This window comes from Corynebacterium flavescens, from assembly GCF_008693105.1.
Taxonomy (GTDB): Bacteria; Actinomycetota; Actinomycetes; order Mycobacteriales; family Mycobacteriaceae; genus Corynebacterium; species Corynebacterium flavescens.
Window position 1 is genome coordinate 1 of sequence record NZ_VXKK01000001.1, and the last position, 24,562, is coordinate 24,562.

Annotated in this window: 22 protein-coding genes, 2 pseudogenes and 1 riboswitch; of the genes and pseudogenes, 12 read left to right on the top strand and 12 right to left on the bottom strand. The window is 60.2% G+C overall.

Annotated features, from left to right (window positions below; all coding sequences use genetic code 11):
* Positions 1-347 precede the first annotated feature (347 nt).
* Entirely contained in the window at positions 348-1,352 is a 1,005-nt protein-coding gene (locus tag F4V60_RS00005; RefSeq protein WP_075730910.1) for an HNH endonuclease signature motif containing protein, read from the bottom strand.
* Between the two features lie 281 nt (positions 1,353-1,633).
* Between F4V60_RS00005 and F4V60_RS00010 the strand changes: the two genes are divergently transcribed.
* The 3 genes from F4V60_RS00010 (at position 1,634) to F4V60_RS12645 (ending at position 2,944) form a co-directional block, all read left to right on the top strand.
* On the top strand, positions 1,634-1,939 hold the full coding sequence (locus F4V60_RS00010) for a type II toxin-antitoxin system RelE/ParE family toxin (protein ID WP_075728779.1): 306 nt from the start codon (positions 1,634-1,636) through the stop codon (positions 1,937-1,939).
* 117 nt (positions 1,940-2,056) lie between these two features.
* Positions 2,057-2,263, top strand: coding sequence for a helix-turn-helix transcriptional regulator (locus F4V60_RS12640; RefSeq protein WP_232316036.1), 207 nt, complete (start codon positions 2,057-2,059; stop codon positions 2,261-2,263).
* Positions 2,264-2,575: 312 nt separating this feature from the next.
* Entirely contained in the window at positions 2,576-2,944 is a 369-nt protein-coding gene (locus tag F4V60_RS12645; RefSeq protein ID WP_075728780.1) for a M78 family metallopeptidase domain-containing protein, read from the top strand.
* Positions 2,945-3,004: 60 nt separating this feature from the next.
* Here F4V60_RS12645 and F4V60_RS00020 read toward each other — a convergent pair.
* Positions 3,005-3,433 (bottom strand): annotated as a pseudogene (locus tag F4V60_RS00020) (zinc-binding dehydrogenase); the annotation flags it as partial.
* A 257-nt stretch (positions 3,434-3,690) separates the two neighbouring features.
* Between F4V60_RS00020 and F4V60_RS00025 the strand changes: the two are divergent.
* The 4 genes from F4V60_RS00025 (at position 3,691) to F4V60_RS00040 (ending at position 7,635) form a co-directional block, all read left to right on the top strand.
* A complete protein-coding gene (locus F4V60_RS00025) occupies positions 3,691-5,265 on the top strand; it encodes a circularly permuted type 2 ATP-grasp protein (protein WP_075728782.1) in 1,575 nt (524 codons plus the stop codon).
* A 55-nt stretch (positions 5,266-5,320) separates the two neighbouring features.
* Entirely contained in the window at positions 5,321-6,232 is a 912-nt protein-coding gene (locus F4V60_RS00030) for an alpha-E domain-containing protein (RefSeq protein ID WP_075728783.1), read from the top strand.
* Between the two features lie 11 nt (positions 6,233-6,243).
* Complete coding sequence (locus tag F4V60_RS00035; protein WP_075728784.1) at positions 6,244-7,083, top strand: transglutaminase family protein; 840 nt, start codon at positions 6,244-6,246, stop codon at positions 7,081-7,083.
* 66 nt (positions 7,084-7,149) lie between these two features.
* Entirely contained in the window at positions 7,150-7,635 is a 486-nt protein-coding gene (locus F4V60_RS00040) for a MarR family winged helix-turn-helix transcriptional regulator (RefSeq protein ID WP_075728785.1), read from the top strand.
* Positions 7,636-7,641: 6 nt separating this feature from the next.
* On the opposite strand, the gene F4V60_RS00045 is transcribed toward F4V60_RS00040, so the two are convergent.
* The 8 genes from F4V60_RS00045 to F4V60_RS00080 form a co-directional block, all read right to left on the bottom strand.
* Entirely contained in the window at positions 7,642-8,190 is a 549-nt protein-coding gene (locus tag F4V60_RS00045) for a DNA-3-methyladenine glycosylase (protein ID WP_075728786.1), read from the bottom strand.
* A gap of 95 nt (positions 8,191-8,285) precedes the next feature.
* A complete protein-coding gene (gene thiC / locus F4V60_RS00050) occupies positions 8,286-10,049 on the bottom strand; it encodes a phosphomethylpyrimidine synthase ThiC (protein ID WP_075730911.1) in 1,764 nt (587 codons plus the stop codon).
* Positions 10,047-10,156, bottom strand: a riboswitch (TPP riboswitch). It overlaps the preceding gene by 3 nt.
* Before the next feature lie 54 nt (positions 10,157-10,210).
* Positions 10,211-10,696, bottom strand: a complete 486-nt coding sequence (locus tag F4V60_RS00055; protein ID WP_084559085.1) for a GNAT family N-acetyltransferase — start codon at positions 10,694-10,696, stop codon at positions 10,211-10,213.
* A gap of 11 nt (positions 10,697-10,707) precedes the next feature.
* Complete coding sequence (locus tag F4V60_RS00060; protein ID WP_075728788.1) at positions 10,708-12,504, bottom strand: ABC transporter ATP-binding protein; 1,797 nt, start codon at positions 12,502-12,504, stop codon at positions 10,708-10,710.
* A complete protein-coding gene (locus tag F4V60_RS12855; protein WP_075728789.1) occupies positions 12,501-14,078 on the bottom strand; it encodes an ATP-binding cassette domain-containing protein in 1,578 nt (525 codons plus the stop codon). Before F4V60_RS12855 ends, F4V60_RS00060 begins: the two co-directional genes overlap by 4 nt.
* Positions 14,079-14,185: 107 nt before the next feature.
* Complete coding sequence (locus tag F4V60_RS00070) at positions 14,186-14,389, bottom strand: hypothetical protein (protein WP_075728790.1); 204 nt, start codon at positions 14,387-14,389, stop codon at positions 14,186-14,188.
* A 168-nt stretch (positions 14,390-14,557) separates the two neighbouring features.
* On the bottom strand, positions 14,558-15,400 hold the full coding sequence (locus F4V60_RS00075) for a hypothetical protein (RefSeq protein ID WP_075728791.1): 843 nt from the start codon (positions 15,398-15,400) through the stop codon (positions 14,558-14,560).
* 105 nt (positions 15,401-15,505) lie between these two features.
* Positions 15,506-16,375, bottom strand: coding sequence for a GDSL-type esterase/lipase family protein (locus tag F4V60_RS00080; protein WP_075728792.1), 870 nt, complete (start codon positions 16,373-16,375; stop codon positions 15,506-15,508).
* A gap of 320 nt (positions 16,376-16,695) precedes the next feature.
* Here F4V60_RS00080 and F4V60_RS00085 point away from each other — a divergent pair, with 320 nt between their 5' ends.
* Both F4V60_RS00085 and metE read left to right on the top strand, forming a co-directional pair.
* Entirely contained in the window at positions 16,696-17,637 is a 942-nt protein-coding gene (locus tag F4V60_RS00085) for a methylenetetrahydrofolate reductase (protein ID WP_075728793.1), read from the top strand.
* A pseudogene (gene metE, locus F4V60_RS00090) lies at positions 17,634-19,899 on the top strand (5-methyltetrahydropteroyltriglutamate--homocysteine S-methyltransferase). The gene F4V60_RS00085 and the pseudogene metE overlap by 4 nt, the downstream one beginning before the upstream one ends.
* 72 nt (positions 19,900-19,971) lie before the next feature.
* Here metE and F4V60_RS00095 read toward each other — a convergent pair.
* Positions 19,972-20,607 (bottom strand): HAD family hydrolase, encoded by a 636-nt coding sequence (locus F4V60_RS00095; protein WP_075728795.1) that lies wholly within the window; start codon positions 20,605-20,607, stop codon positions 19,972-19,974.
* 99 nt (positions 20,608-20,706) lie between these two features.
* On the opposite strand from F4V60_RS00095, the gene F4V60_RS00100 reads away from it, so the two are divergent.
* From F4V60_RS00100 to F4V60_RS00110, 3 genes are all read left to right on the top strand, one after another.
* Positions 20,707-21,237 (top strand): peptidylprolyl isomerase, encoded by a 531-nt coding sequence (locus F4V60_RS00100; protein WP_075728796.1) that lies wholly within the window; start codon positions 20,707-20,709, stop codon positions 21,235-21,237.
* A gap of 91 nt (positions 21,238-21,328) precedes the next feature.
* Positions 21,329-21,973: a rhomboid family intramembrane serine protease gene (locus F4V60_RS00105; RefSeq protein ID WP_075728797.1), complete on the top strand. Its 645-nt coding sequence runs from the start codon at positions 21,329-21,331 to the stop codon at positions 21,971-21,973.
* A 434-nt stretch (positions 21,974-22,407) separates the two neighbouring features.
* On the top strand, positions 22,408-23,130 hold the full coding sequence (locus tag F4V60_RS00110) for a phosphatase PAP2 family protein (RefSeq protein ID WP_174775555.1): 723 nt from the start codon (positions 22,408-22,410) through the stop codon (positions 23,128-23,130).
* Here F4V60_RS00110 and F4V60_RS00115 read toward each other — a convergent pair.
* Positions 23,097-24,524, bottom strand: coding sequence for a bifunctional phosphatase PAP2/diacylglycerol kinase family protein (locus F4V60_RS00115; protein ID WP_084559240.1), 1,428 nt, complete (start codon positions 24,522-24,524; stop codon positions 23,097-23,099). The two genes, F4V60_RS00110 and F4V60_RS00115, sit on opposite strands and share 34 nt — an antisense overlap.
* Between the last annotated feature and the right edge of the window lie 38 nt (positions 24,525-24,562).

Here is a 24,562-nt window from a genome sequence, read left to right on the forward strand (position 1 = left end):
TGGCCTAAAACGCGGTATTGGCCGGCTTTCGGGCGTTTATATTCCGTCAGGGAATATAAAACCGGCATTTATACATACTTACCAGTGCAAAGAGCAAAATCCAGACACACTTCCTGCTCCTTAGCCCGGCGGCGGGATTAATGGGTTCTTCCGGTTTTGGAGTGCGTGGGGGGAGTGGCAAGCAAGAAGCGAGTCCCTTATCGAAGCTGACGCCGTAACCTCACTGATCGGTGTCGTACCTGCGATGATGCTCACTGCACAGTCATAGTCCTGCTCATTGTTGGTTTCCCCACCGGGGTGTGTTTTGGGGTGCCGGAAGTCGCCGTTAGGCGGTGTTGACCTAACGGCTAGTGCGTTTGCGGGGGCTGCCAGACTATTGTCCCGCCCTCGCGGGTAAGGCGCCCGCGCCGTGGTGGCGCATTCGGATCATCCTCATTAACCCCGTTGTGATAACTACACAAGGTCACCAGGTTGGCAACGTTAGTCTCCCCGCCGTGCTTCCACGGTGTGAGATGGTGGAACTGCCCTCGCTCTGCCGGGGTGTTACAGCCCGGCCACGCACACGTGGGATGCTCTGCTGCCAGCATCGTGCGCTGCTTGACCGACGCGAAGCGCTCAAAGCGGTACAAGTCCACCGGCCCGTGTGTACGGCTGATGATCGTGATAAGACCCTCGTTGGCACAGGCACGCTCTACAAGCTGCGCGCCGGTGATAACAGTCCCACTGGTGGTGCGTACTACAACATCATCGCGCTCGCGGCGCAGGATTGTGCCGTAGTCCTCCAACTGGAGGACCGCCATGGTGGTCACACGAGTACGCCCAGCCGGGGTCGCGCCTGCCTTGCCGAGCATGCGGGCGATAAAACTTGTCCCTGGCCGCTTGTGATCAATGACCCGGAAAGCATCCGCCATATCCAACCCATTACCCGTCACAGTCAAGGTGGCCAGACCGTTGGGATGCTGGCGCAGCATGACACGCTCGGTGTACTGGCGGGGGACACGCATCTCGCGCAGCCGGCGCCTGGCTACCGCAGTAACCTGCTCGCTGGGCGTGGCGCATAGCTCTACACGTAGGTTCCATGCGGCTCGTTGTTCTTTGACGCGGCGGGTAAAGGATTCGATGTGGCGCAGAGTGCTCAAGGTGTGTCCGTTGCGCCTGGCCGCATTAACGGCTAAGCGTTGCTTGCCCGTATAAGGCGTGGAGCCGAAGTAGATGGCGTGCAGGCTTATAAGCTCGGCGGCATCCTGCGCGCTGGCCCCCATCTTCTCGAGGTCTGGCGCAGATAGCCCCGAGCACTCGGCTACGAGGTCAACACCTCGGCTAAGTTGTGCGAAATACTCCTGCAAGCCCATGACCGCCACGCTAAGGCACCGCCACGCGGTACGACAATCCCCAACCCGCACCCAGTAAGGAAACTGTGGATAACCCACCCGCACCGGACGCAGTTATCCACAGACGGGCCGCCTAGCCAGAACTCGGTAGTGCAATAGCAAGGTCATTCGGCTTATCCTGAATGATCGGGCTCGGTGCTGACCAACAACACCAATGCACTCTACAACCAGAAGAGCCGGTTTAGCTTTAAGGGGTTAGGTAGAAGCTAAGGCTGTCGCTAAAGCTATTCTTAGCCTGAGATATTCGGCTCGGAGAACGTGATCTTAGGCAAGATGATGGGCTTCGGCGTTTGACCGAGGATGCATCCTATGCGCCACGGCGCTGGGTTGCAGACATTATCAAGGCGTATCGGAAGAAGATTCAAGTGCTGCGTGCGGACACTGACGAGCAGAACTTGTATGCAATGCGCCCTCTTCGGCTGGAGCAACTCAAGGGTAAACGAGCTGGTACTTCATGTATCCGCCTGAATGATCAATTCAGGCTCATCATTAAATTTGAAACGGATGAAGAAGGCCGGATGGTCATCATCATCGAGATGGCTGATTAGCACTGAAAGGAGAGTGGCTTTTATGAGTGCGCAGATTGCTGCTGAAGTGTTCCCCGTTGGGGAGCACTTGCTGAGGAGCTGGACGCGCGCGGCTGGACTCAGGCCGCCTTTGCGGAGATTCTAGGACGGCCTGCGCAGTTCGTATCTGAAATTATCTCGGGAAAGAAGGAGATCACTCGTGAGTCTGCCGAGCAGATTTCGGCTGCGCTAGGAACAAGCGCTGAGTTTTGGCTTAATCTCCAAGACTCCTATCTCCTTTGGAAGCAAGCGCAGGACTCACATACAAGGGAAAGCCTTGACGCCGTTGCGACTCGCGCCAGATAGCGTGAGCTCGCGCTAGTTGTCTTGTTGAGGAAGTGCGGCTTCAAAAACGTCACAGATGTGGATGGGTAATCGAATGAGGTATGGGATTAAGAGGAGCCAATAGTTAGGTTTGTTGCAAGACGAAGTAACTCGGACGAGTTGGTGTCAGTGCTTCAGCAGGCTTGGGTCGCGTGTGTCAAAGCCAGTGGGGATACTTTGAAGGTTGCGCCATATTCTCGTGAAAAGCTCCGCGAGTTGGCCGGATAGCTTTCGCAGCGAGCATGTAGTCCTGAGGAGTTCGCTTCCTTCCAGGCATCTTTCGCGGAAGTCGGAGTGAAGCTAATCTACGTGGAAGCTTTTCCTAAAGGGAAACTTGATGGCAGCGCAATGATTGTCGGGGAAACTCCATTAATCGGCATCTCCGGCAGAGGGAAGCGACTCGACAAAGCTCTCTTCACGATCCTCCACGAGACCGCCCATGTTCTGTTAGGTCATGTCTCGACAGACGGTGTCGTTATTGTTGATGACTTGTCTGAAGCTGGGCAGGACGAGGAGGGTGATGCTGATCGGCTTGCTGGTGAACTGGCTATTCTAGGACCACTGCCTGCTGTCGTGGAAAACTACCCTGGTTCGCGGCGCGCCCACTGTTCGCCCACTGTTACTGATCAACTTGAACGATGGACGGCATTCGTCAACGCTTGAGCACTGGCGCCGTGCCGTCTCATCGGTGAATTGGCTAGGTGTCTTTTGCTTTGCTCTTTATTAAGGCCGAACCAAGATCTTGACCTCGGAATTGCGGCCTTCGCCGAGAAGGTGGTTGAGGCCCTTTTCGCTGGCGTCATCCAACGAGATCGTGGAGGAGACCAAGGGACTGGGATCCAAAGTGCCATCGGCGATGGCGGTGATGACCTCTGCGAAGTCCTCGTTCGTATAAGCCAGCGTTCCCACGAGGCGCTTCTGTGAGTTCATGATGGTGTTCAGGTCAATGGGCACCTCGCCGTGGCTGCTGGCCACCATGACGATCGTGCCGCCATTGCGGACAGCGGCCACAGCTGCCTTGAGGGTTATTGCACCCGCGCCGGAGGCCTCGAAGGATACATCGGCCCCGTCGCCGTAAGTATCGCGAGTGTAGGCCGCGAGATCGGTCTCGCGCGGATCGACGGCATCGGCTCCCAGTTGCGCTGCCAATTTCCGTGGCGCTTCCGCAGATTCCGGCCCGTTCGACGGTGACCTTTACTTGTCCAGTACCGATTTCCGGTTCTGCTACTTCCTGGATCTCAGCCTTTGAGGGGCCAACAATCTTTAACGCGCGCATGTGCGCTCCTTCCGTGTTGTTCCTAGGGAGGGTGCCCTATTGATCTATCGCACGAAGTTTGCGCAGGAGTGAATAAAGAATCGTCTTGTTTAGATTTCTATAGTTTTATAGATATTTGGACTATGCTTGCCATATGACGACCGCAAAAGTGAAATACCAGGCAAATGATGGCCGGATTTTCGACGAGATGATGGCCTCAGATGGAGTCCGCCCCATCTATCGCGAGCTTTTCGACGTCTACGGAGATCTCTCCGCCGCTGATCTGCAGTCGCGGGTTTCCTACCTCAATGCCCGCTATCTTGATACGGGAGTGACCTTCGATTTTTCCGGGCAAGAGGAGGCATTCCCGCTCGACATTGTTCCCCGTCTGATCTCCGCGCAGGAATTCTCCCGCACGGAGGCCGGACTCAAGCAACGGGTGCGTGCCCTAGAGGCTTTCTTGGCGGATGTTTACGGTTCCGGTCAGGCCTTTAATGATGGTGTTATTCCTCGGGCAGTGGTCACCACTTCATCCCAATTCGTGCGTACCGTGGCTGGATTCAAGCCCGCGAACGGGGTGCGGATTCACGTGGCCGGAATTGACCTCATTCGGGATGGCGCGGGTCAGCTGCGAGTCCTAGAGGATAATGCCCGCATCCCTTCTGGGGTGTCCTATGTGCTCACTAACAGGCAGGCGACGGCGGCGGCGCTGCCCGAGGCAGTGGCCAGGTACAACGTCGCTCGGGTAGATGACTATCCAGCAAGGCTAAGGGCGGCATTAGCCAAGGCTGCGCCCCCGGGAATAGCGGATCCTTTGATCGTGGTGCTTACTCCAGGTGTTCATAACTCAGCCTATTTTGAGCACGCCATGCTTGCTCGAACCATGGGCGTGCCGCTGGTGGAGGGCCGCGACCTCGTCGTTCGGCACGGCGTCGCCTATCTGCGGGAGACCACAGGACTCACGCAGGTGCACGTGATCTATCGCCGCGTGGATGATGATTTCATTGATCCGGTCAAGTTCCGCCCGGATTCGCTGCTGGGTTGTGCTGGCCTGATTTCCGCGCAAGCCAATGGAAACCTCACCATTGCTAACGCCGTCGGCAATGGCGTCGCGGATGACAAGCTTGTCTATTCCTACGTGCCCGATCTCATTCGCTATTACCTCGGGGAGGAACCATTGATTCCCAACGTAGATACCTGGCGCTTGGAGGATCCCCAGCACAGGGAGGAAGTGCTCGACCGCATCGAGGAGCTTGTCATCAAGCCGGTCGACGGTTCGGGAGGCAAAGGAGTCGTCATTGGTCCCAGTTGCTCGAAGGCGGAACTGGCTGCCGCGCGCGAGCACATCATTGCGAATCCGCGTGGGTGGATCGCGCAGCCGTTGATTCAGCTATCCACCGTTCCGACAATGACGGATGAAGGCTTGGAACCGCGCCACGTGGATCTGCGCCCCTTCATCATCAACGATGGCGAGGATATGTGGATTGCGCCCGGAGGTTTGACCAGGGTGGCCCTGGAGAAAGGGCAGATGATTGTTAATTCTTCCCAAGGCGGCGGCTCCAAAGACACCTGGGTGATTTCACACGATTCCGCCGGCCCCGAATCCGAGGTAGGCCGCAGTCTCCCCGTCCCCAGCCCTGATGCTGAAGGCTTGGAACGGTTGGGGACCTCAATTCTTGACGCGCGCGATGAGGAGTACCTCGAGCAGCAGCAACAGCAGCAGCAATAGAAGCAGCAGAAGCAGTAGCCCTAACACCCAAAACCCTACTTAAGGAGGGTTCCTCATGTTGAGCAGAATCGCCGAATCCATGTTCTGGATTGGCCGCTACGTCGAAAGAGCCGATGACCAGGCCCGCGTACTTACCGTTAACTTGGAACTGGGGACGGAGGCCGATGTCGTATCCTTCAGCACAGAGCTTTGCCGTGCCATGGGCAACCCGGTGGAATCAGACTCGATTTCTGAAGACGCTTGGGCGATGCTCGGCATCGATGAGCAATCACCCTATTCAATGGTCACGGCCCTGAGTAACTGTCGCGGCAGCGCTCGCCGAGCCCGCGAGATCCTGTCGATGTCTACATGGGAGGCGATCAACCGCTCGTATCGCAAGGCAACGTCCGGAAGGTTGGCGCTTATGCGGCCACCGTTGGCCTGCCGTGAGGTGCGGGATTCCTGTTCGATGATCATTGGTACGCTCGCCGCCACCATGCCGCGTGACCAGGCGTGGCACTTCCTGCAGCTTGGCAGGCTAATAGAGCGCATGGACATGACTGCCAGGATTCTCTATTCCACCATCGTGGCACCGGAGTTTCCCGCGCACCATCACATTGTGCTGCAGGCATGCGGTGCTCAGCAGAACTTCGTTATGACCAGAGGCAGGGAGGACACCTTGTCAGCGGCCGTGGACTTCATTCTCCGCGACCCCTTGTCCCCGCGGTCGGTTCTCTATTGCCTCAATGAGGCCCTCGCTTGCCTCGATGATCTTGTTGTGGACAAGCCGGCCCGCGAGGTCGAGGATGAGGCAATTCGTCAGCTCGGACAGCTACGAGCCCGTATTCAATACGCGCCTCTGGACGAGAACTTCACACTCCTCGATCACATCACCGTGGATATACAGGAGGCAGGCGCACGAGCAACCGAGGCACTTACTGCGAACTTCTTTGAGGCGACCCTGTCCTCCCAATGGCACGAGCGTTAGGAAAATACATCATGACCACGACTCTTCATATCACCCACACCACGGGCTTCAAGTATTCCTCCAGCGTTACCGATTCCTTCAACGAGATCAGGATGAGCCCTCTTTACACGCCTCAGCAGCTCATCCGCGAGCGTGAGGTCACCATCTACCCCAAGCCCTGGTCTTACTCGTATATTGATTATTGGGGAACTAACGTCACCGCATTCGAGCTGCATGAGCCTCATGAAAAGCTCACGGTCACCGTGGATACATGCGTGGATGTAGATGCCATTCCCGCACAGAGAACCGAATTGAGTCTTGAGGAAGTTGCTCAGTACTCCGATAGGTGGAACGAGTATCTGCAGCTAAGTCCGGCGGTGGAACCGGGAGAAGATCTGGCGGACACAGCGCGCGAAATCGCGGCCCGCGGCGGAACCGTCGACGAGATTGCCTTAGCCGTGGGAGAGCTCATCCACGAGGAGATGACCTATGAATCCGGCTCGACCGAAGTTACGGCGAAAGCGGAGGATGCATGGGCGAGCAAAAAGGGAGTGTGCCAGGACTATTCACACCTCATGATTGGAGCGTTGCGCGTCCTTGGAATTCCCGCGCGCTACGTATCCGGATATATTCTGCCCGACAAGGAGGCTCCCGTTGGTAAGAGCGTCATCGGTGAATCCCATGCTTGGGTGCAGTGGTTCAACGGGGCCTGGTTCAGCTATGACCCGACGAATGCCCTTATTCCGAGCGAATTGCATGTCATGGTGGCGCAAGGCCGCGAATACGCAGATGTGGCTCCGTTGCGCGGAATGTTTACTGGCCAAGCCAGCTCCGAGATGTTTGTCACTGTGGAGATGAAGCGGCTTTCCTAGAAGAACCGGGCCGTGCCCGAGAACTCATGGCGGTGACCTAGAAAGGTATTGCTAGTATTAACCCCCATGAGTCAGAGTGAACAACCGTGGTTGGATGAGGAAGAGCTGGCGTCTTTCACCTCCCTCATGGCAGTCACCATCCGCCTGACCAATATCCTTGACGCACAGTTGCGGGATGACGCGGGGTTGAGCTTCTTCGACTACACGGTGCTCTCGCGTCTCTCGGAGGCGGAGAATCACCAGATGCGCATGCGGGACTTGGCGTTGACCGCCAACGGTTCGCTTTCCCGGTTGAGCCAGGTGGTTAGCCGTTTAGAAAAGCGGGGGTGGATTACTCGCCGCCAGGATTCCACGGACCGACGCACCACCTTGGCCCAGCTCACTGAGGCTGGATGGGAGAAGGTGGTTGCCACGGCACCGGGGCATGCCGCCCAAGCGCGCCGCTCGGTGATGGATGTCTTGAGCAAGGCGCAGATCCGTCAACTAACCCAAATCAATGAGCGCATCATCGCAGCTGTCGAAGATGACGAGCGCTATGGCGGGCGCTTCTAGAACAGATCAGGCCTTGGGGTAGCCGCGGCGGCCGGATACGGTTCTATCGAAGGGGATCCAAAACCGCAGCGCCGCATCTTTGTTTTTGGAGATGCCGATGCGGGATCCGCGCACCCATTCGGGTTCGGAGGACCTTTCGCTTAAGGAAACCCCAGCGCCGTTGTCTGTTAGTTGTGCGCCGAGTGACTTTCCTAGGTTGCCCGGGCCGCGCGCGAGATTGAAAAAGTCGGTGTTGCCACGCCGCAGCTGTGCCTTGTCGACGCCGGCTATCACCTCACCGCCGCGCAAAAGGCACCCTTGGCCGATGCCCGAAGGGCGGCAGACAATGTTGATATTGCGATGGATCCCATAGGAGGAATAAACGTAGAGGTGGCCGGAGGGACCAAACATTGCGGCATTGCGGGGAGTAGGACCGCGGAAGGTGTGGGCGGCCTCGTCGTCCGCGCCAAGATAAGCTTCCACTTCGCTGAGGCGGACGGAGACCCCGTGGAGGGTGATGACGCAACCCAGAAGTTGGGGCGCCACCACATCGGCGGGCGCAGAGAAATCAATCATCACCCACCAGAATAGACCGACAAATAACTGTGTCGATCAAGATGAGAAAGCAGAAACAAGAGAGGGAGAACTAAGGAGAGGAGGGGAGAGGCGTCCTAGCGCACGAGCTCTTCGGGAGCGCCGATGCTGGGATCGGGGAGGTAGACCTGGCCGCCGGCGGCGATGAACTCCTCGCTCTTTTGCTGCATGCCGGCTATCGCGGACTGAGCCTCGGCGCTGCCGTAGGTGTCGCGGATGTCCTGCGAGATGCGCATAGAGCAGAACTTCGGTCCGCACATCGAGCAAAAGTGCGCCGTCTTGGCGGGCTCAGCCGGCAGGGTCTCATCGTGATAGTCCTGCGCGGTGACTGGATCGAGCCCGAGGGAGAACTGATCCAGCCAGCGGAACTCAAAGCGGGCCTTGGATAGGGCGTCGTCCCGCGCGGTGGCACCGGGATGTCCCTTGGCAATATCGGCCGCGTGGGCGGCGATCTTGTAGGTGATAACGCCGGTCTTCACGTCGTCGCGGTTTGGCAGACCCAGGTGCTCCTTGGGAGTGACGTAGCACAGCATCGCGGTGCCGTAGCGGGCGATCTCGGTAGCACCGATGGCCGAGGTGATGTGGTCATAGCCGGGCGCAATATCGGTGACGAGTGGGCCGAGGGTATAGAAGGGTGCGCCTTCACACAGCTCCTGCTGGCGTTCGACATTCTCGCGGACCTTCTGCAGCGGGATATGCCCGGGGCCTTCGACCATGACCTGCACGTCATACTTCCAGGCGCGTTTGGTCAGCTCGGCTAGGGTATCGAGCTCGGCGAATTGTGCGGCGTCGTTAGCATCGGCGATGGAGCCAGGACGCAGGCCGTCGCCCAAGGAAAAGGCGACGTCATAAGCCGCGAAGATCTCGCAGAGCTCGTCAAAGTGCGTGTAGAGGAAGTTCTCCTGGTGGTGTGCCAAGCACCAACCAGCCATGATGGAGCCGCCGCGGGAGACAATCCCGGTTACGCGATCCGCTGTGAGCGGAACGTAGCGCAGGAGAACACCTGCGTGGACCGTCATGTAGTCGACGCCCTGCTCGCATTGTTCGATGACGGTGTCGCGGTAGATCTCCCAGGTCAAGGCGTTGGCATCACCGTCGACCTTTTCCAAGGCTTGGTAGATGGGCACGGTGCCGATGGGAATCGGCGAGTTGCGGATGATCCACTCGCGGGTGGTGTGGATGTCATTGCCGGTGGAGAGATCCATGAGGGTATCGGCGCCCCATTTGGCGGCCCACTCCAACTTGGAGACTTCCTCGCTGATGGAGCTGGTCACAGCAGAGTTGCCGATGTTGGCGTTGATCTTGACCAAGAACTTAGAACCGATGATCATCGGCTCGGCCTCGGGGTGATTGACGTTGAGCGGGATGATGGCACGTCCGGCGGCGAGCTCGGAGCGCACGAGCTCGACGTCGCATTGCTCGCGCAGCGCCACAAAGCGCATCTCCGGGGTGATTATTCCCCGGCGGGCGTAGTGCATCTGGGTGACGCGCTTGCCGGGCTTGGCGCGCAGGGGGGTGGGCCGGCGGCCGTGCCACTGCTGGGAGGGGGCGCCGCGGCGCACGGCCCCACGGCCGTCATCCTCGAGGCGGTGGCCGCGTGCTTCATAAGGTTCGGTATCACCGCGCTCGGTGATGAAGGGGGTGCGCCACGGTGCGAGTCCTTCCTCGGGGACGCTTCCGGGGCCCATCGTGCGATAGACGCGCAGAGGTGCGTTTTTCGAGCCATCGGGGGAATCGAGCTGGTCAATCTCGGTGACCGGCACCTTGATGCCATGCTCTTTGTCTTCCAACCATGCCAGGTGATGGGAGGGGTGTTGTTCAGAAATTTTGGGTGTAGGCAAGACGAGCTCCTCACTTCCTACGCCGGTACAAACCGGTTCAGGTTCTACGGTCCCGGGCACTTATCAGCCCGATCTCAGTCCCTAGTGGGACCCCCGTGTGGACACCTAATCTGTACCACGGGCCGCGAAGGCTGGCAATGCACCCGGGGGTGGAGGAGTCCTTAAGAAGTGGGCCCTGGCAGGAAGAAAACGATGTGATCCTCGCTGGAGGAAACGGGCTGAAAACCCAGGTGGAGGTAGAGGCGGTGGGCGCGCTCATTGTCCGTGTTTACGGAGAGCGAGACGCCTGGGCAGCCCAATTTTTGGGCAAGTTCTGCGGCTGCGGCAAGCAGCCGCGTGCCCACGCCCTGCCCGCGGTAGCGCGGTTCTACCGCGAGGGCGAGCTCGGGGATGTCGGCGCTGACGTAGCCAAAACCGTGCCGGTCCTCGTTGCCCCAATTCAACCAGACCCCGCCGGCAGGAATATTGCCCTCCCAGGCGATGAAGCCGCCGTCCTGCGGCTCCCAGTCGCGCACATAGTAGTCATAGTCTTCGTCGAAGCCGGGGCTGACTTCCTTGTCCTCTTGGCCAAAAACATCGGTCAGGAAGTTGAGCCTGGCCAGGTAGGTGCGGTCGGTCTCGGCGGTGGGTAGCAGCGTGAAGTCCATGCTGGCCCAGTCTAGCTTTCCTGGCCGTGCTCCCATTGGGTATAGGCCCGCGCATAGCGCCCGCCGGCTGCGATGAGGCTTGCGTGATCGCCGTCCTCGACGATGCGCCCAGCCTCCATGACAAGGATGCGATCAGCGCTGCGAGCCTGGTCTAGACGGTGCGCCACGACCAGGCAGGTGCGGCCTTGCGTGACCTTCCGCGCGGCTTCCTCGAGAACCTCGGCATGCTCGGAGCCGGCCTCGGAGGTGGCTTCATCCATGATGAGCACGGGCGGCTGGCGCAACAACATGCGCGCAAGGGAGAGCTGCTGCGCGGCCTCCGGGCCTACTTCCGGGTTGCCTGCGCCTATGGCGGTGTCCAGCCCCTCCGGCAGCCAGCGCGAGGACTCATCAAGCCCTACTGCGTGAAGGGCTTTCCATAGCTCGGAGTCGGTGGCTGCGGGACGCGCCAGCAACAGGTCCTCGCGCAAGGTGCCCGAGAACAGGTGTACCTCCTGGGTGACGAGGGCGACGTGCCTGCTCAGCCAGCTACTCGACGTCGCCGCCGTGTCAACCTCTCCTAAGAAAATCTGCCCGGCATCGGGGTATTGCAGCCCGGCCACCAGGGCGGCGAGCGTGGACTTTCCCGCGCCGGAGGTGCCCACCAGGGCGGTGGTGGTGCCAGCTTCTAGCTCCAGGTTGATGTCGCGCAAGACGCTTGCCCCTCCCGGATAGGAGTAATAAAGGCCCGCGATGCGCACCGAAGGTGCGCTCTTTAGTGGGGGTGTGGTTTCTGTGGACGGGACGTCGTCAAGCAGGGTGAGCGCCACCGCGCGCCCCAGGCTGGTTCCGGCGTGTTGGATCTCTCCGGCGAAGAACAAGAGGTTGAAGACGTGGATTTCCAGGCGCGTGACCAACAAAACCGCGGCGGCTGCCTCGCCCTGGGAGATCCAGTCGAAGGAGACCATGGGAACGGACATGAGGATTATCCCTATGAGCAGGAATCCATAGGCAATGGAGCCCTGCGCGAGGATGCGGGTGAAGAGGGGAATCCTGTCTGCCCAGGACTGCACCGTTTCCCAGGAATAGCGCTCCATGCGGCGCGCGGCCCAGGTACCCAGACGGAAATGCCGCAGGGTGTCCAGGGCGCGGATCGTGTCGAGGAGGATGCTATTGCGGCGTGCCTCGACGGAGGAGACCACATTGGTCACGGCCGGAATATCGCGGATAGTGCCCTTGACAAAGGGATACATCATCGCCGCAGCCAAGAGGAAGAGAACGCCGTAGGCGGGGTGGATGAAGATTAAGGCAAGCGCCGTGAGGGGAAGCATGAATACCGTGATGAGGAGGCGATCCCCCATCGTCGTGATGGTATTGACTACCGTATCGATGTCCTTCGATAGACGGGTTATCACGTTGCCTGTGCCAAGTTCGAGGATGCGCGGAACGGGCGCGCGCAGCACTGAGCTCAGCGCCTGCGTGCGCAGATCCATCGACAGGCGGCGCACGCGCGAGTTAATAAGGAAGGAAACGAGAGTCCGTCCGCTGACCTCGGCCACAAGGCAGAAGGCGATGACGCCTAATGCCGCCACCATGGCTCCGCGGCCCGAACCAATCAGCGCTATATCTTGGCCCTGCACGATATCGACAATGCGGCCTAGCAGCTGAGAGCCCAAGTTCATCAAAGCCACCGTGGCGGCGACGATGAGCAACAGACCTGTCAGACGCGCACGCGAGGGTGCGGAGGGCAGAGACTTGAGGAGGTTCCAGCACTGTTTAAAGCCAGCCGGGGCCAGCGCGTCGGCCTGACGGGTAGTAGGTGCGCTCATAGCTCGACCACCTCCTGTGCATGTGCCGCCCACGAGGGCGAGGAGGTGATGACGATGGTGGTGCGATCTTTTCGCAGGCTGGAGACTTGCGCAGCCACGGCGGCCAGGGTTAAAGAATCCAGCCCGGTGGTCGGCTCATCGAGCACCAGGATCTCCGGATCGGCGGCCAAGGCGCGGGCAAGTGCCACCCGTTGGCGCTGCCCACCGGAGAGGTTCAGGCCGGCCTCGCCGATGGCGGCAGTGGGCAACTGGCCCTCCGGGCCGAATCCCCCGAGGCGGTGAACAATATCGCCGCACCCTGCTGCCTCGAGCGCGCTGTGCACGCGCTGCACCGAATATTCCCCAAGCGGGTTGATGTTATCCTCTAACGTTCCTTCCATCACTGAAACGCGGTGGGGAGGACACAGCGCGCCGCGCTGAGACAGGTGCTTAACCCATCCTTCGATGCTCGCGCGGGCGCCCGGGCTGAGGGGATTCCACACGCTGAGACCACGGGCGGGGGCTGTCGAAGTACCAGGCTGCGGGGCGTCCTCGGTTGATTCAAGCTCATCCAAGAGGCCGGTGACCCTTTGCACCGAAGCGTGGGCGCGGGCCCAGTTCTCCGTCAAGATTCCCAGTGAATGCCCAAGGACGGTCAGCGAAGGCGGGACGAGCATCGTGATCGCCATCATCGCGCCGGGCTGCAGGTTGCCTTCAAAGGTCTGCCACCCTGACCACGTCAAAAGTCCGACGGCGAAGAGCGCCGGAACCATCTGGCGCAGCCACGAGAGCACGGCGGTGCGGCGAACCTCAGCCAGCATGGCGCCTAGCGCGAGGTGAGCTGCGCGTGAGAAGCGTTCCTGCGCGATCTCTGCTGCGCCCAGGCCTTTGATGACGCGATTGCCCTGGGCAAAGTCGGTGGCCAGCGCAAGTGCTGCGCCTTCCTTCTGGCGGCGCAGCGCGGTAGCCCGGCTAAGCGGACCGGCGCTGAGCCAGGAGGCCAGTGCCGTTGCCAGCGCGCCGCATAAAAGGCCTACGGATACCTCCCAAGAAATGGCCGCGAGGCTGATAACGGAGCTCAAAAGGTAACCCAGCATCATGACTGGGAAGTTAAGGATCTGCTTGAGGCTGCCGATATAGTGCGAGTCCTCATCCATGGTGTTGAGCAAGCGCCCGGGGCTCAAGCCCCGTGTCTGCCCGCTAAGTAGCCGGGAAAGGAGGTTGAGCCGCAGCGTATGCGTGGTGCGCTCTTGGCTAAGAGCCGTGAAGGCATCCATGGTGGCCTCGGCAACGTACTGGACATAGAGCAGTACGGCAACGGCCACCACGGGCAAGGCCACGGTGCGCCAGGAGGGTTCGCTGAATGCGTACTGGGTGGCTTGGCCCACAATGACGGCGATGAGCGCGCCGAGCGGTGCCCAGACGGCTGCGGAAAGAATAATCCCTGCCACGCCCTTGGGCTGCGCCACGAGCAGGCGCCACGTGGCGCTGCTGGAGCGTGACCACGGAGTGCTAGCGCTTAGTGAAACCTCGTTGCGGGGCGGTGATTCCTTGAGGTACCACGACCACGTCCTCATGCGGGGGTACTTAGTCATGAGATATCACACTACAGTGATGACCCCGCACCGGAGTGTAGTGCGGGGTCTAAAGGTCGAGCAGGAAAAACGGGGCCTGAAGGGGAGGTTTGCCCGCTTGATGAGTTTTAGGTCAGGTGATAATTGGCTACGTCATAGCCATTGAACTCGCGTTCAACACCGGATTCATCGACAGACTTAAACTGCGTGCCATTTTCAATGGCGAAGCGGAGGTTATCCACGCGCTGCGAGGGGTCACCAACTACTGATCCGGCGGCGAAATAGCAGGTAGTGCCATCTTTGAGCTTGACAATGAGAGACTCAAAGCTCATCTCTTGACTCCTTAGGATCAGGGTTAAATACCCCAGAATTCAAGCAGCAACTACCCCCAATTGGCAAAGCAATGAGATCTAAACAACGCGGCGACTACCCCACGACGGGGGCGAGCGGTGTCGTCGCGTTGTACTCAAGTAAAGGTCTACTTGCAGGACTAGGGGCCGTTACTTGCCCTTATCTGTGCTTTCGTCGGTGTCTCCGGCGTCCTGAGCGTCCTTGGCGTCCTCATCTTCGGCATCGCTGCGAAGCTGCGCGAGCTGCTCATCGATGGATCCGAGAAGCTCCTCGTCGCGCTCGACGACGCTCTCTTCAGCCAAGTCCGACTGCGGCTGCACGGCTTCCTTGTCGTCCTCTCCGCTTACGGAGCTGTAGACCAAGGTGGAACCCGCAGCTGCGCGGTCGGCGCCGCCGGCAAACTCTTCCACCCGCGGCGGGACCTCGGAGGCTGGTTCCTTGCGCAGCCGCAGGAAGTAAAAGGCCGCGCCGAGGACGCTGAGCAGGGCGAGGATTGCAGCGACTGGCCAAGCCTTGCCGCGCTTATTCTTCTTGTTCAGCTTGCCAGTGAGCTTGCCGGTCTTCTTGGTGAGTTTCTTATTCACTTTCTTAGCCGTGCGCTTGGCGGACTTGTCAGCTTCCTTGCTAGCTTTTTGGGCCTTCTTGAGAGCTTGACGCGATGCCTTGCGGGTGGAGTGCTCGGCATCTTCGGCGCGTTCGCTGAAGTCCTTGCGCACCTCCACGAGGCGCTCGCCGGCCTCTTCACCACGGTTTTTTAGTTCCTCCAGGGCGCGCTCGAGGCGTAGGTGCGCGGCTTGGGTTACGTGCCCTGCCTGCTTGCGGGCCTCGCTGAGGATCTCATCGCTCTTGCCGTTGGTGGCCTGCGAGGCCTTGGCTGTTGCCTCCTCGAGCAAGGCATAGGATTCAAGGGCTTTTTGCTCGCGATAGTCCTGGAACTTGGACCAAGCCTTGGACGCCGCAGCAAGGGATGCGGAAACCACAGTCGGGTTCATAGGTGTGCTCCTTAAATCGGTAAATCGGTGACTCGGGGTTTATTCTTCGCTGAATTGCTTCTTTCGAGCGTAGTGCCACCAGGGTAGGCCCCGCCACAACTATTCTTAGCGCGCGATGACGTTGTCGTTGAGAAGCTGGGCCACGCCGACGTTGCCGGCATGGGTAAGGTGCGCGCCAATGTTATAGGGCTGGGTGGATTCCACGCCGCCGGCCACCCAGCGCATGCTGTCGGGGGAACACATGTTGTGTGCCAGGGAAGCAGAGCGCAGATCGTAGTAGGAGACGTGGTTTTCTTGGGCGGTCTCGAACATGGTGAAGCTCAAGGTGTTCTCGAGTCCGCGCATGAGGGCCAGCGCATCGAGGTTGAAGCCCTGGTTGCTCGATCCCTCAACGCGAATAGGGCACAAGGCACCGTTGGCGGCGGAGATGGCTGGATAGGTCACAAGGGTTATCTTCGCGTTTGGCGCGGCGGCGCGGATCTTGTTGATGTCGCTGCGCAGGGCGTCTTTGTACTGGCGCCGGGTGGGATCGACGAGGAAGGCCGTTTGGGTGGTGTCATTGGCGCCGATCTGAATGAGGACATTCTTGGTTTCGGTTCCGACTGCCCCTCCCGCGATGGCGTGATCGACCTGTTCATATAGGTCTAGGCGGTGCGAGTTTCCGGAGGCAGAAGCCGCTGAGCAGGCGTAGTTGATGACATTCTGGCCCGAGATTCGAGCCAACTCGCGCGGCACGTTGGTATCGCCTTGAGGGCAGCCCTGAGGGCTGACGCCACCCGGCCGTGGGTTATTGGTGGGAAGGCTCGAGAGGTTTCCCTGTTGATTTTGTACCTGCTCAAGTGCCGGGTTGGCCAGGAAAGAGTCGCCGAAGGTCACGGTGTCGCCCGACTGCGCCGAAGCAGTGGTGGCAGTCAGGGAAGTCAGGGCTATAGCGGCGATGGTTACGGGGATAGAGATAAAGAAGAGCTTTTTCATGGGGTTTTGAGGATCCTCATTCCGGGGCTGCGTTTCACGGGGGATTATTTAATAGGTCCACTAATACTAGTCGCAGCTCAACCGCGGGTGTACACGGCCTGGAAACCTGCACCTTCAGGAGCTCCCTTAACAGACTATGCGGTGCACCTAACTAGACCGCTTAGTATGCAAGTGGCTAATTTTATTCACCTTGAAAATCCTCAACGGTGCAGGCAGTCGCCCCGCAAAGATATTACCTAAAAGTGTCGGCTATTTGCTGGGGCGCAACCTTGTTAGGTTTTCTCTCAAGCAAAACGCAATGACCTGCCAAGGAGGTGAACATGTCCCCGAGATTATCCGCATCTGTGCCACTAGACCATTTAAATGAATCCGAGGAGTTTTCCTCCTCTGCATCACAGCCACACAGCCGGGTAGCGCTGTCCTTTGAGGTGATTCCACCGCGTCATGACGCCGACGAGACCAAGGTAACCCAATTGTTGCGGGTCCTCGAGGCCTATAACCCGGACTATATCGCGGTAACCAGCTCCCAGAGATCGGGCTGGCTGGAGGGGACCGCCGCCTTTATCGCCCGGGTGGCGCAGGAAACCACGATGCGTCCACTCGCGCACCTGGCATGTACCGCAGGCACAGCTCAGGAACTCGATGGCTGGATAGACAAGCTCGTCGATTCCGGGGTGCGCGGCCTCTTAGCCCTGCGTGGGGACGTGCCGCCAGGGGGCATGCCCCCAGGTCACCTCCATCACGCCGATGAGTTGGTGCGCCTTATCCGCCGCAAGGAAGCGGAGCAGGCCGCACGCTTTGCGGCCGGACGCCTCGCAGTGGGCGTCGCCTGTTATCCCAATGGCCACGCCGAGTCAGCCAGTGCGGACGAGGACTTCGACGTCCTCCTGGCCAAGCAACGCTGCGGCGCGGATCTGGCCATCAGCCAGCTCTTCTTCGATGCCGAGGACTTCCTGCGCTTTAGCCAAAAGGCACGGCTGGCCGGGGTGCGTATCCCGCTCATTCCGGGAATCATGCCGATGACAAGCATGCGGAGGCTGGAGCGAATGGGCCAGCTGTCCGGGCTGAAGGTACCTCCCCGGGTATCCGCAAGGCTCGCGGCAGCGACAAGCCCCGAAGAAGAACACGAAATCGGCATGGAGCTCACCGCTGAGCTCGCCCGCTCCGTCATCGACGCCGGAATCACCGGACTTCATATCTACACCCACAACAACGCCGAGGTCACCCAAGACCTCTTAGAAAGAATCGGAGTTACATCATGACCACGCCCTTCCCTAAAGCCACAATCGAGGGTTATCCGCGCGTAGGCGCCAATCGCGAGCTCAAGCGCGCGCTCGAATCCTATTGGGCCGGCCGCATCGATGCTGCCACCTTCGAAAGCGCCGCGCACGCCCTGCGCCTCGAGACCTATGCTCGGCTCAAGGAGCTAGGGCTGAGCGAGGACTATGCCATTCCGGCTGACGTGGCCTACTATGACCAGGTCCTCGAGACGGCCCTGACCATCGGTGCCCTTGGGGGCGAGAGCCTTGATGATGAGTTCCGTCTCGCTCGCGGTACCGCCCAGGCAGCGCCTTTGGAAATGACCAAGTGGTTCGATACCAACTACCACTACATCGTCCCAGAAATTGCAGATGAGCAGGGCTTTAGCCCGCGCCCCCAGCGAGTTATCAAGCTCGTGGATGAGGCACGCGCGGCGGGACACACCGTTCGCCCCTACCTGGTGGGCCCCGTTACGCTCTTGGCGCTGTCCAAGCCGGCGGAGGCCGCGCAGCGCCAGCCCCTTGAGCGCCTCGATGAGGCGGTGGACTCGTATATCGCCGTGCTTGCGGAGCTGCACGCCCAGGGCGTGGAGTGGGTCCAGTTGGCCGAGCCCGCTCTCGTGGCGGATCTTATTGTTGCCAGCGACGCCGAGCTGGCCGAGGCCCTACGCCGCGCCTATGGCCGCGGAGCAGCGCCCGCAGGTCTACCTGACCACCCCTTATGGCGCGCTACGCCAGGGCCTCGATGTTATCGACGAGCTGCGCCCCGAAGCCGTTCAGGTCGATCTCAGCGTGGGCACGTTGAACCAGGAACCCGGCTACCTCGAGCGGGTGGCCGAGCTGCACACCCACCTCGTCGCCGGGCTTGTTGACGGCCGCAATGTCTGGGCCGCAAACCTCCGTGACCTGCGCTCTAAATTGGAGAAGCTCCCAGCGGGAACCTCGGTGACCACCTCGGTTTCCTTGCAGCACGTACCCCACACGGTCGAGGTGGAGACCTCGCTGCCGGTCGACGTTGCCAGCTGGTTCTCCTTCGCCAACGAAAAGGTACAGGAGGTCGTCGCCTTGGCTGCCGGACCTTTGGAGTCCGCCGCGGCCTATGCCAAGGCAGATCGCGCCGTGCGCACCCGCGCCGAATCCGCCCGCACGCACGATCGCGCCGTCCAAGAGCGCACCGCGGCACTTCCCGGCGGCCAAGTAGCCAGGACTCCGGAGTTTGCCCAACGAAAGGAAATCCAGAAGGATTTGGGCCTTCCGCTGTTGCCCACTACCACCATTGGTTCCTTCCCTCAGACCAAGGAGATCCGCGCTGCCCGTGCTGCCCACCGGGCGGGCACGCTTGACGATGCCGCCTATACCCAGGCGCTGCGCGCCGAGGTGGCCTCCGTCATTGACTTGCAGGAGCGCCTGGGGCTCGATGTTCTCGTGCACGGCGAGCCGGAGCGCAATGACATGGTGCAGTACTTCGCCGAGCTGCTAGAAGGCTTCGTGACCACCGAAAATGGTTGGGTGCAGTCTTATGGCTCGCGGTGCACCCGTCCGCCAATCGTCGTCGGCGACATCTCTCGCCCAGCAGCAATGACCGTCGAGTGGGCAGAGTACGCGCAGTCCTTGTCTTCCAAGCAGGTCAAGGGCATGCTCACCGGCCCGGTCACCATCTTGGCTTGGTCCTTTGTCCGCGACGATGTCCCGCAGTCTGTCTCGGCGGATCAGCTAGGCGTGGCCCTGGCCGATGAGGTTCGTGACCTCGAGGAGGCAGGCATCGACATCATCCAGATCGACGAGCCCGCCCTGCGTGAGCTCCTTCCGCTGCGCGAAGAGGATCGCAAGGACTACCTGGATTGGGCTGTTCGTTCCTTCCGCCTCGTGGCCTTGGAGGCAAAGCCCTCCACCCAGATCCACACTCACCTGTGCTATTCCGAGTTTGGGCAGATTATCGAAGCCGTGGCCGCCCTCGACGCCGACGTCACCTCCATCGAGGCCGCGCGCTCGCGGATGGAGCTCCTCGAGGACATCGACGAGAAGTTCCACTCCGAGATTGGTCCGGGTATCTACGATATTCACTCCCCGCGCATCCCCGAGGTAGCTGAGATCGCAGAACTCATCCGCGCCGCACTCAAGCATGTGCCTGCCGAGCGCCTTTGGGTCAACCCTGACTGCGGGCTAAAGACCCGCGGCTACGCGGAGACCGAATCCTCGCTGCGCAACATGGTTATCGCCCGCGAGGAGGTCCTCGCCAGCCTCAAGGTGAATGCGCCCGCTTAATAAAGCGCCTGCTTAATAAAGATCGCGGTGGCAACTAACTAAAGCGTGACAACTAACTAATGCCACGCTTTATTAAAAGAGCTCATCCAGGCTGGCGATGTCCCCGCTGCCGTCGCGGCGCAGGTAGAGCGCCTGGAGTCCTGCCGCCTTGGCACCCTCGACATCGTTAGGCAGCGAGTCACCCACCATGAGGGTCTGGCTCGTTGCGACCCCCAACTGCGCGCAGCCCTTCATATAGGCCTCGCGCTGCGGCTTGGGGCAGGAGAGCTCGACTGTGGGAATCAGCAGGACGCCCGGCAAGTCTAGGCCGCCGGCGCGCAGCTTGGCCGCCTGCATCTCGCGTGCCCCGTTGGTCAATATTCCCACCTTCAGCCCGGCGGCCTGCGCCCGGTCAATCGCGCCCTTGGCATCAGGAAAGACCTGCCAGTTGCGGCGGTAGGCGGCGAGGTAGCCGGCGTAGAGTTTCAGCGCATCTTCCTCGCTGAGCTCGTTTCCCAAGAACTCCCGGCAGCGCCCGATTCGCTGTCCGCGGTGGGTTACCTCTCCCTTTTCATAGGCCGCGAACCACTTCTTTTCCAGCGCGCCGAAGCGTTCCTGTTGGCCGGTGGGCAGTCCCAGTTCTTCGCACCACTTATCCAGGCCAGTGTGCATGGCGTGGGTGTGGTCCATCAGGGTGTCATCAAGATCGAAAAGTACGGCGCGCAACATGGCCTAAAGCATAGATGACCCAGATCGGGTGAACGATTGGACGCCTGATCGCTGTGGGCGTTATGTCCTTAACAGCGCGGGCGGGAGTAATTCCATACAATGGTCGTCATGACTCAGAAGACCGCAACTGCAACGATGCACACCAACCATGGTGACATTGTTATCGATCTCTTCGGTAACCATGCGCCGGTAACTGTTGAGAACTTCATTGGCTTGGCCACCGGCGACAAGGATTACGCCACCCAGAATGCAAAGGGCGAGCAATCCGGTCCTTTCTATGATGGCGCCATCTTCCACCGCATCATCGACAACTTCATGATCCAGGGCGGAGACCCCACCGGCACCGGCCGTGGGGGCCCCGGCTACCAGTTCCAGGATGAGTTCCACCCAGAGCTGCAATTCGATCGCCCCTTCCTGCTGGCCATGGCTAATGCCGGCCCCGGCACCAACGGCTCCCAGTTCTTCATCACTGTGGCGCCTACCCCGCACCTCAACAACCACCACACCATCTTCGGTGAGGTGACGGACCCGGCCTCCCAGAAGGTCATCTCCGAGATCGCCAAGGTTGCCACCGACCGTATGGATCGCCCGCAGGATGATGTCGTCATCGAATCCATCGATATCGCCTAAGTTCAGCACTTAAACCAGCTTTTCGCAGAGCCCGTCGCCACATCAGTGGTTGCGGGCTCTGCGTAGTTTTAGGACCGAATAGGACACTGACATGAAAAACTATCTCAAAGGGGCCCCGGCGACAGCAGTCATCGCCGTAGCCTGCATCGCCGCCTGGTTAGCCTCAGCGGCTCAGGCTGGCACGCTGAACGCTCCCTACTATCGTTCGGAACTGGCGCTGGACTCGACCTTGTGGGGTCCTATGTTTGCCTCTGCGCCCTATACCGCAGTGACTTCTGCGTTCACTCACCTTGACGCCACGCACCTTGTGCTCAACATGGTGGTGCTTGTGTTTATTGGCCGCGAGGTGGAGCGTGCCGTAGGGACTGCGACCTATGTGGCCGCTTATGCCACTGCGGTCCTGGGATCTGCGGCCACAATCCTCTGGGCAGATTTTGATTCGCCCACGGTGGGCGCCTCGGGTGCGCTCTTTGCCCTCATGGTGCTGTTGATAGGTGTCTACCGCCATCGCGGGATGGATCTGCGTGCCCCCATTGTATTGGTGGCCGTCAATGTGGTTTATACCTTCATCGCCGGAGACGTCTCCTTGTGGGGGCATGCAGGAGGCTTATTCACGGGGCTGGTGCTGCTTCCCTTCGTCTTCGCGCGTCAGGCTCGTATTCGTTGGCTCGGCATTGGTGCAGTGGCAGCCGTGGCGATAGTGGCGCTTTCCTTTCGAGCTGGGCTTTGGGGATAACTCGGGCGTGTTATTCACCAAAACGCGTGTGCGAAAAGTTTCCACAATAGTTATCCACAATGTGGATAACTACATTTTTGTAATTTACCGAACACCTGAACGGAGTTTTCCCTGATCACGCAGGCTATTTATAGTAGGCGGAGATCAGTAGTGCCTTGTGGACACGGGTGAAAGAAGTTATCCACAGGGTGGGGATAACTCTGTGGAGAAAGAATTACACAGCTTTTCTCCACAGCCTGTGGATAACTTTTCTCCCATGCTGTGCACAGTGTCCCCAGAGGAGAAGTGCAATGCTGGATCTGTGGTGGGTAACCGCTGTGGATTGCTGCGGAAGATAGTCCGGAGTGGCATGCCCGAAGTAGATAGACTGTGCAGATTGCTGGTTGGTTCCCCCCCAAAGGTCCACAGTCGAGACAGGGTACAAGGAGGCTGAAGTGGCAAGAGATGAAGAAACCAGCCCCACGCCGGCTGGGCCTCCAATTAAGCTGCCTCCCGCATCACGCTGCGGGCTGGGGCTTGTGGCGCTGGTGCTCTATGGCCTGTTGTGGACAGGTTGGTCGCAGGAGTGGCCGTGGGTGGAAAAGATCGATGATGGCGCCTTGGACTACTTCCTTGCCCTAGCACTTAGCCACGGCTGGTGGGTGCCCCTCTGGGATGGGCTCAGCACAGTCTTTGCCCCGGGGCTGTGGCGCTTGCTTATTGTGCTGCCAGTGCTCTGGGAATGCTGGCGGCACCGCTATCGGGTTGCTGCATTTTTGGCGCTGAGCGTGTGGGGCTCTGGTCTGCTGAGCATGAGCGCGAAGGCCGTGGCAGATAGGCACAGGCCCTTCACACAGCTGGTTGAGGCAGACGGGAGCTCTTTTCCCTCAGGGCATGCTCTGGGCATGCTCGTGGTCATCGGAGCCCTGCTGCTTGCCTATTCGCGGTTGCTTGGCCCGAGGCTGCTGGGATCAAGGCTGGGTGCGCGTGCGCGCTGGGCGGTTATTGGCGCGGGGATAATAGTCGTCGCGCTCGTTGGCATCGCCCGAGTGGCGCTGAACGTGCACCATCCCTCCGATGTTCTAGCCGGATGGCTGCTCGGGGCCGTGTGGCTCGGCGCCTGCGCGTGGTTGTTCCCGCCGAATCAGCGTGGCCGGAAGACGGAGAGCACACGATAGTGGCTGTGAAAATCTAATTCGGAGAGTGCATCACCGAGTTCCCCGTCATAGGCCACGGGCGTGGGCGCACCGATTACTTCGCAGCGGAAGGCCGGGCGGTGCAGCTCATGGTAGAGCGGGCTGCGGTGCAGCCGGCCCAGCAGGAGCGAGCCCATGCAGCGCAGCCGAGAAAAAGGTCGGCCGATTTCCAGCAGGCGGACGTCGAGCAGACCATCATCGATCTCTGCGCGGTCCACGGGCGCAAAGCCGGAGGGACGGTAGACAGAGTTGCCTACGAAGAAGAGCGAGGTTTTCAAAGTCTTGTTGTCGTAGCGGATCTCAATGGCATCATCTTCCTTGAGAACCTGCCATGCCGCGATGACAGCGGCTAAGGCCTTGCCCAGCTTCTTTTCATAACGCTCCCGGATTGCCACAAAGCGTGGATATGCACCGATGCTCGCGGTGTTGAGCAGAGTTTTCTCACCGTTGAGGGTGACTACGTCCACGCGCTGAAGGGTTCCTTCGCGCACGGCGGCGATGGTCTGCTCCGCAGTGGGGCAGGCTATCTGCTTGGCAAAGTGATTAAACGTACCCGCGGGGAAGACCGCGAGTGGGATACCGGCGGCTAGAGCCTGGCCAGCGGCAGTGGAAACGGTGCCATCCCCACCAGCGATGCCGAGTACCTGGGCGTCCTGCGCGGCGGCGCGAAGCACTGCTTCCACATCATCATCATCCGGCTGCAGCACGATGGTCTCCGCGCTGGGGAGTTCCTGGTTTATGTGCTTGAGAATGCGATCGCCCTTCCCGCCGTCGGAGGCGGGATTAATCACCACGACGAGGCCTTCGCCTTGCGGGCGTTTGTCCTCCTGTTCCCAGAGCGGCTCAGTGCGGGTCTTTTCTTTAGAGGCCACCGGGGGAAAGATCTTTGCGCCGAGGGCGGCTATCACCGCACCAATGCCCCAACCGGCAAAAACATCGCTGGGATAGTGGGCGCCGGTATAGACGCGGGAAAAGCCCACGAGGCCCGCAACGGCACCCAAGGCCGTGCCTAGGGGTGGGCTTTCTAGTGCCGCGCCGGCGGCAAAGGCCGCGGCACTGGCGGAATGGCCGGAAGGAAAAGAACTCGAGCTGGGGTAGCGCCGGATACGGCGAGCAAGCGGCACTGAAGCGTGGCCGGGCCGCGTGCGGCTCCATGAGCGCTTCGCCGCCTGATTGGCCACGAGGCTGGTTATCGCCACGCTGATCACACCGCGGGTGGCGGCTCTCTTCCACGCCGACTTGCGGGTGAGAGCCATAGCGCCTGCGAGGCCCACCCACAGGCGGGAATAATTGGCCGCCTTAGTCAGGGGCGGCAACACCGCGTCTAGTACCGGGCTATCGGCGGAAGCGATGGCCTCGAATACATCGTGGTCCATGCGTTGCAGCCCGTCGAGGACCTCGTTAATTTCTGCAC

Excerpts from the sequence above, each read along its gene's own strand:
- F4V60_RS00005 (WP_075730910.1), bottom strand. The coding sequence starts at position 1,352 with ATGGGCTTGCAGGAGTATTTCGCACAACTTAGCCGAGGTGTTGACCTC.
- F4V60_RS00025 (WP_075728782.1), top strand. The coding sequence starts at position 3,691 with ATGACGACCGCAAAAGTGAAATACCAGGCAAATGATGGCCGGATTTTC.
- F4V60_RS00030 (WP_075728783.1), top strand. The coding sequence starts at position 5,321 with ATGTTGAGCAGAATCGCCGAATCCATGTTCTGGATTGGCCGCTACGTC.
- F4V60_RS00035 (WP_075728784.1), top strand. The coding sequence starts at position 6,244 with ATGACCACGACTCTTCATATCACCCACACCACGGGCTTCAAGTATTCC.
- F4V60_RS00040 (WP_075728785.1), top strand. The coding sequence starts at position 7,150 with ATGAGTCAGAGTGAACAACCGTGGTTGGATGAGGAAGAGCTGGCGTCT.
- F4V60_RS00045 (WP_075728786.1), bottom strand. The coding sequence starts at position 8,190 with ATGATTGATTTCTCTGCGCCCGCCGATGTGGTGGCGCCCCAACTTCTG.
- F4V60_RS00055 (WP_084559085.1), bottom strand. The coding sequence starts at position 10,696 with ATGGACTTCACGCTGCTACCCACCGCCGAGACCGACCGCACCTACCTG.
- F4V60_RS00060 (WP_075728788.1), bottom strand. The coding sequence starts at position 12,504 with ATGAGCGCACCTACTACCCGTCAGGCCGACGCGCTGGCCCCGGCTGGC.
- F4V60_RS12855 (WP_075728789.1), bottom strand. The coding sequence starts at position 14,078 with ATGACTAAGTACCCCCGCATGAGGACGTGGTCGTGGTACCTCAAGGAA.
- F4V60_RS00070 (WP_075728790.1), bottom strand. The coding sequence starts at position 14,389 with ATGAGCTTTGAGTCTCTCATTGTCAAGCTCAAAGATGGCACTACCTGC.
- F4V60_RS00075 (WP_075728791.1), bottom strand. The coding sequence starts at position 15,400 with ATGAACCCGACTGTGGTTTCCGCATCCCTTGCTGCGGCGTCCAAGGCT.
- F4V60_RS00080 (WP_075728792.1), bottom strand. The coding sequence starts at position 16,375 with ATGAAAAAGCTCTTCTTTATCTCTATCCCCGTAACCATCGCCGCTATA.
- F4V60_RS00085 (WP_075728793.1), top strand. The coding sequence starts at position 16,696 with ATGTCCCCGAGATTATCCGCATCTGTGCCACTAGACCATTTAAATGAA.
- F4V60_RS00095 (WP_075728795.1), bottom strand. The coding sequence starts at position 20,607 with ATGTTGCGCGCCGTACTTTTCGATCTTGATGACACCCTGATGGACCAC.
- F4V60_RS00100 (WP_075728796.1), top strand. The coding sequence starts at position 20,707 with ATGGTCGTCATGACTCAGAAGACCGCAACTGCAACGATGCACACCAAC.
- F4V60_RS00105 (WP_075728797.1), top strand. The coding sequence starts at position 21,329 with ATGAAAAACTATCTCAAAGGGGCCCCGGCGACAGCAGTCATCGCCGTA.
- F4V60_RS00115 (WP_084559240.1), bottom strand. The coding sequence starts at position 24,524 with ATGGACCACGATGTATTCGAGGCCATCGCTTCCGCCGATAGCCCGGTA.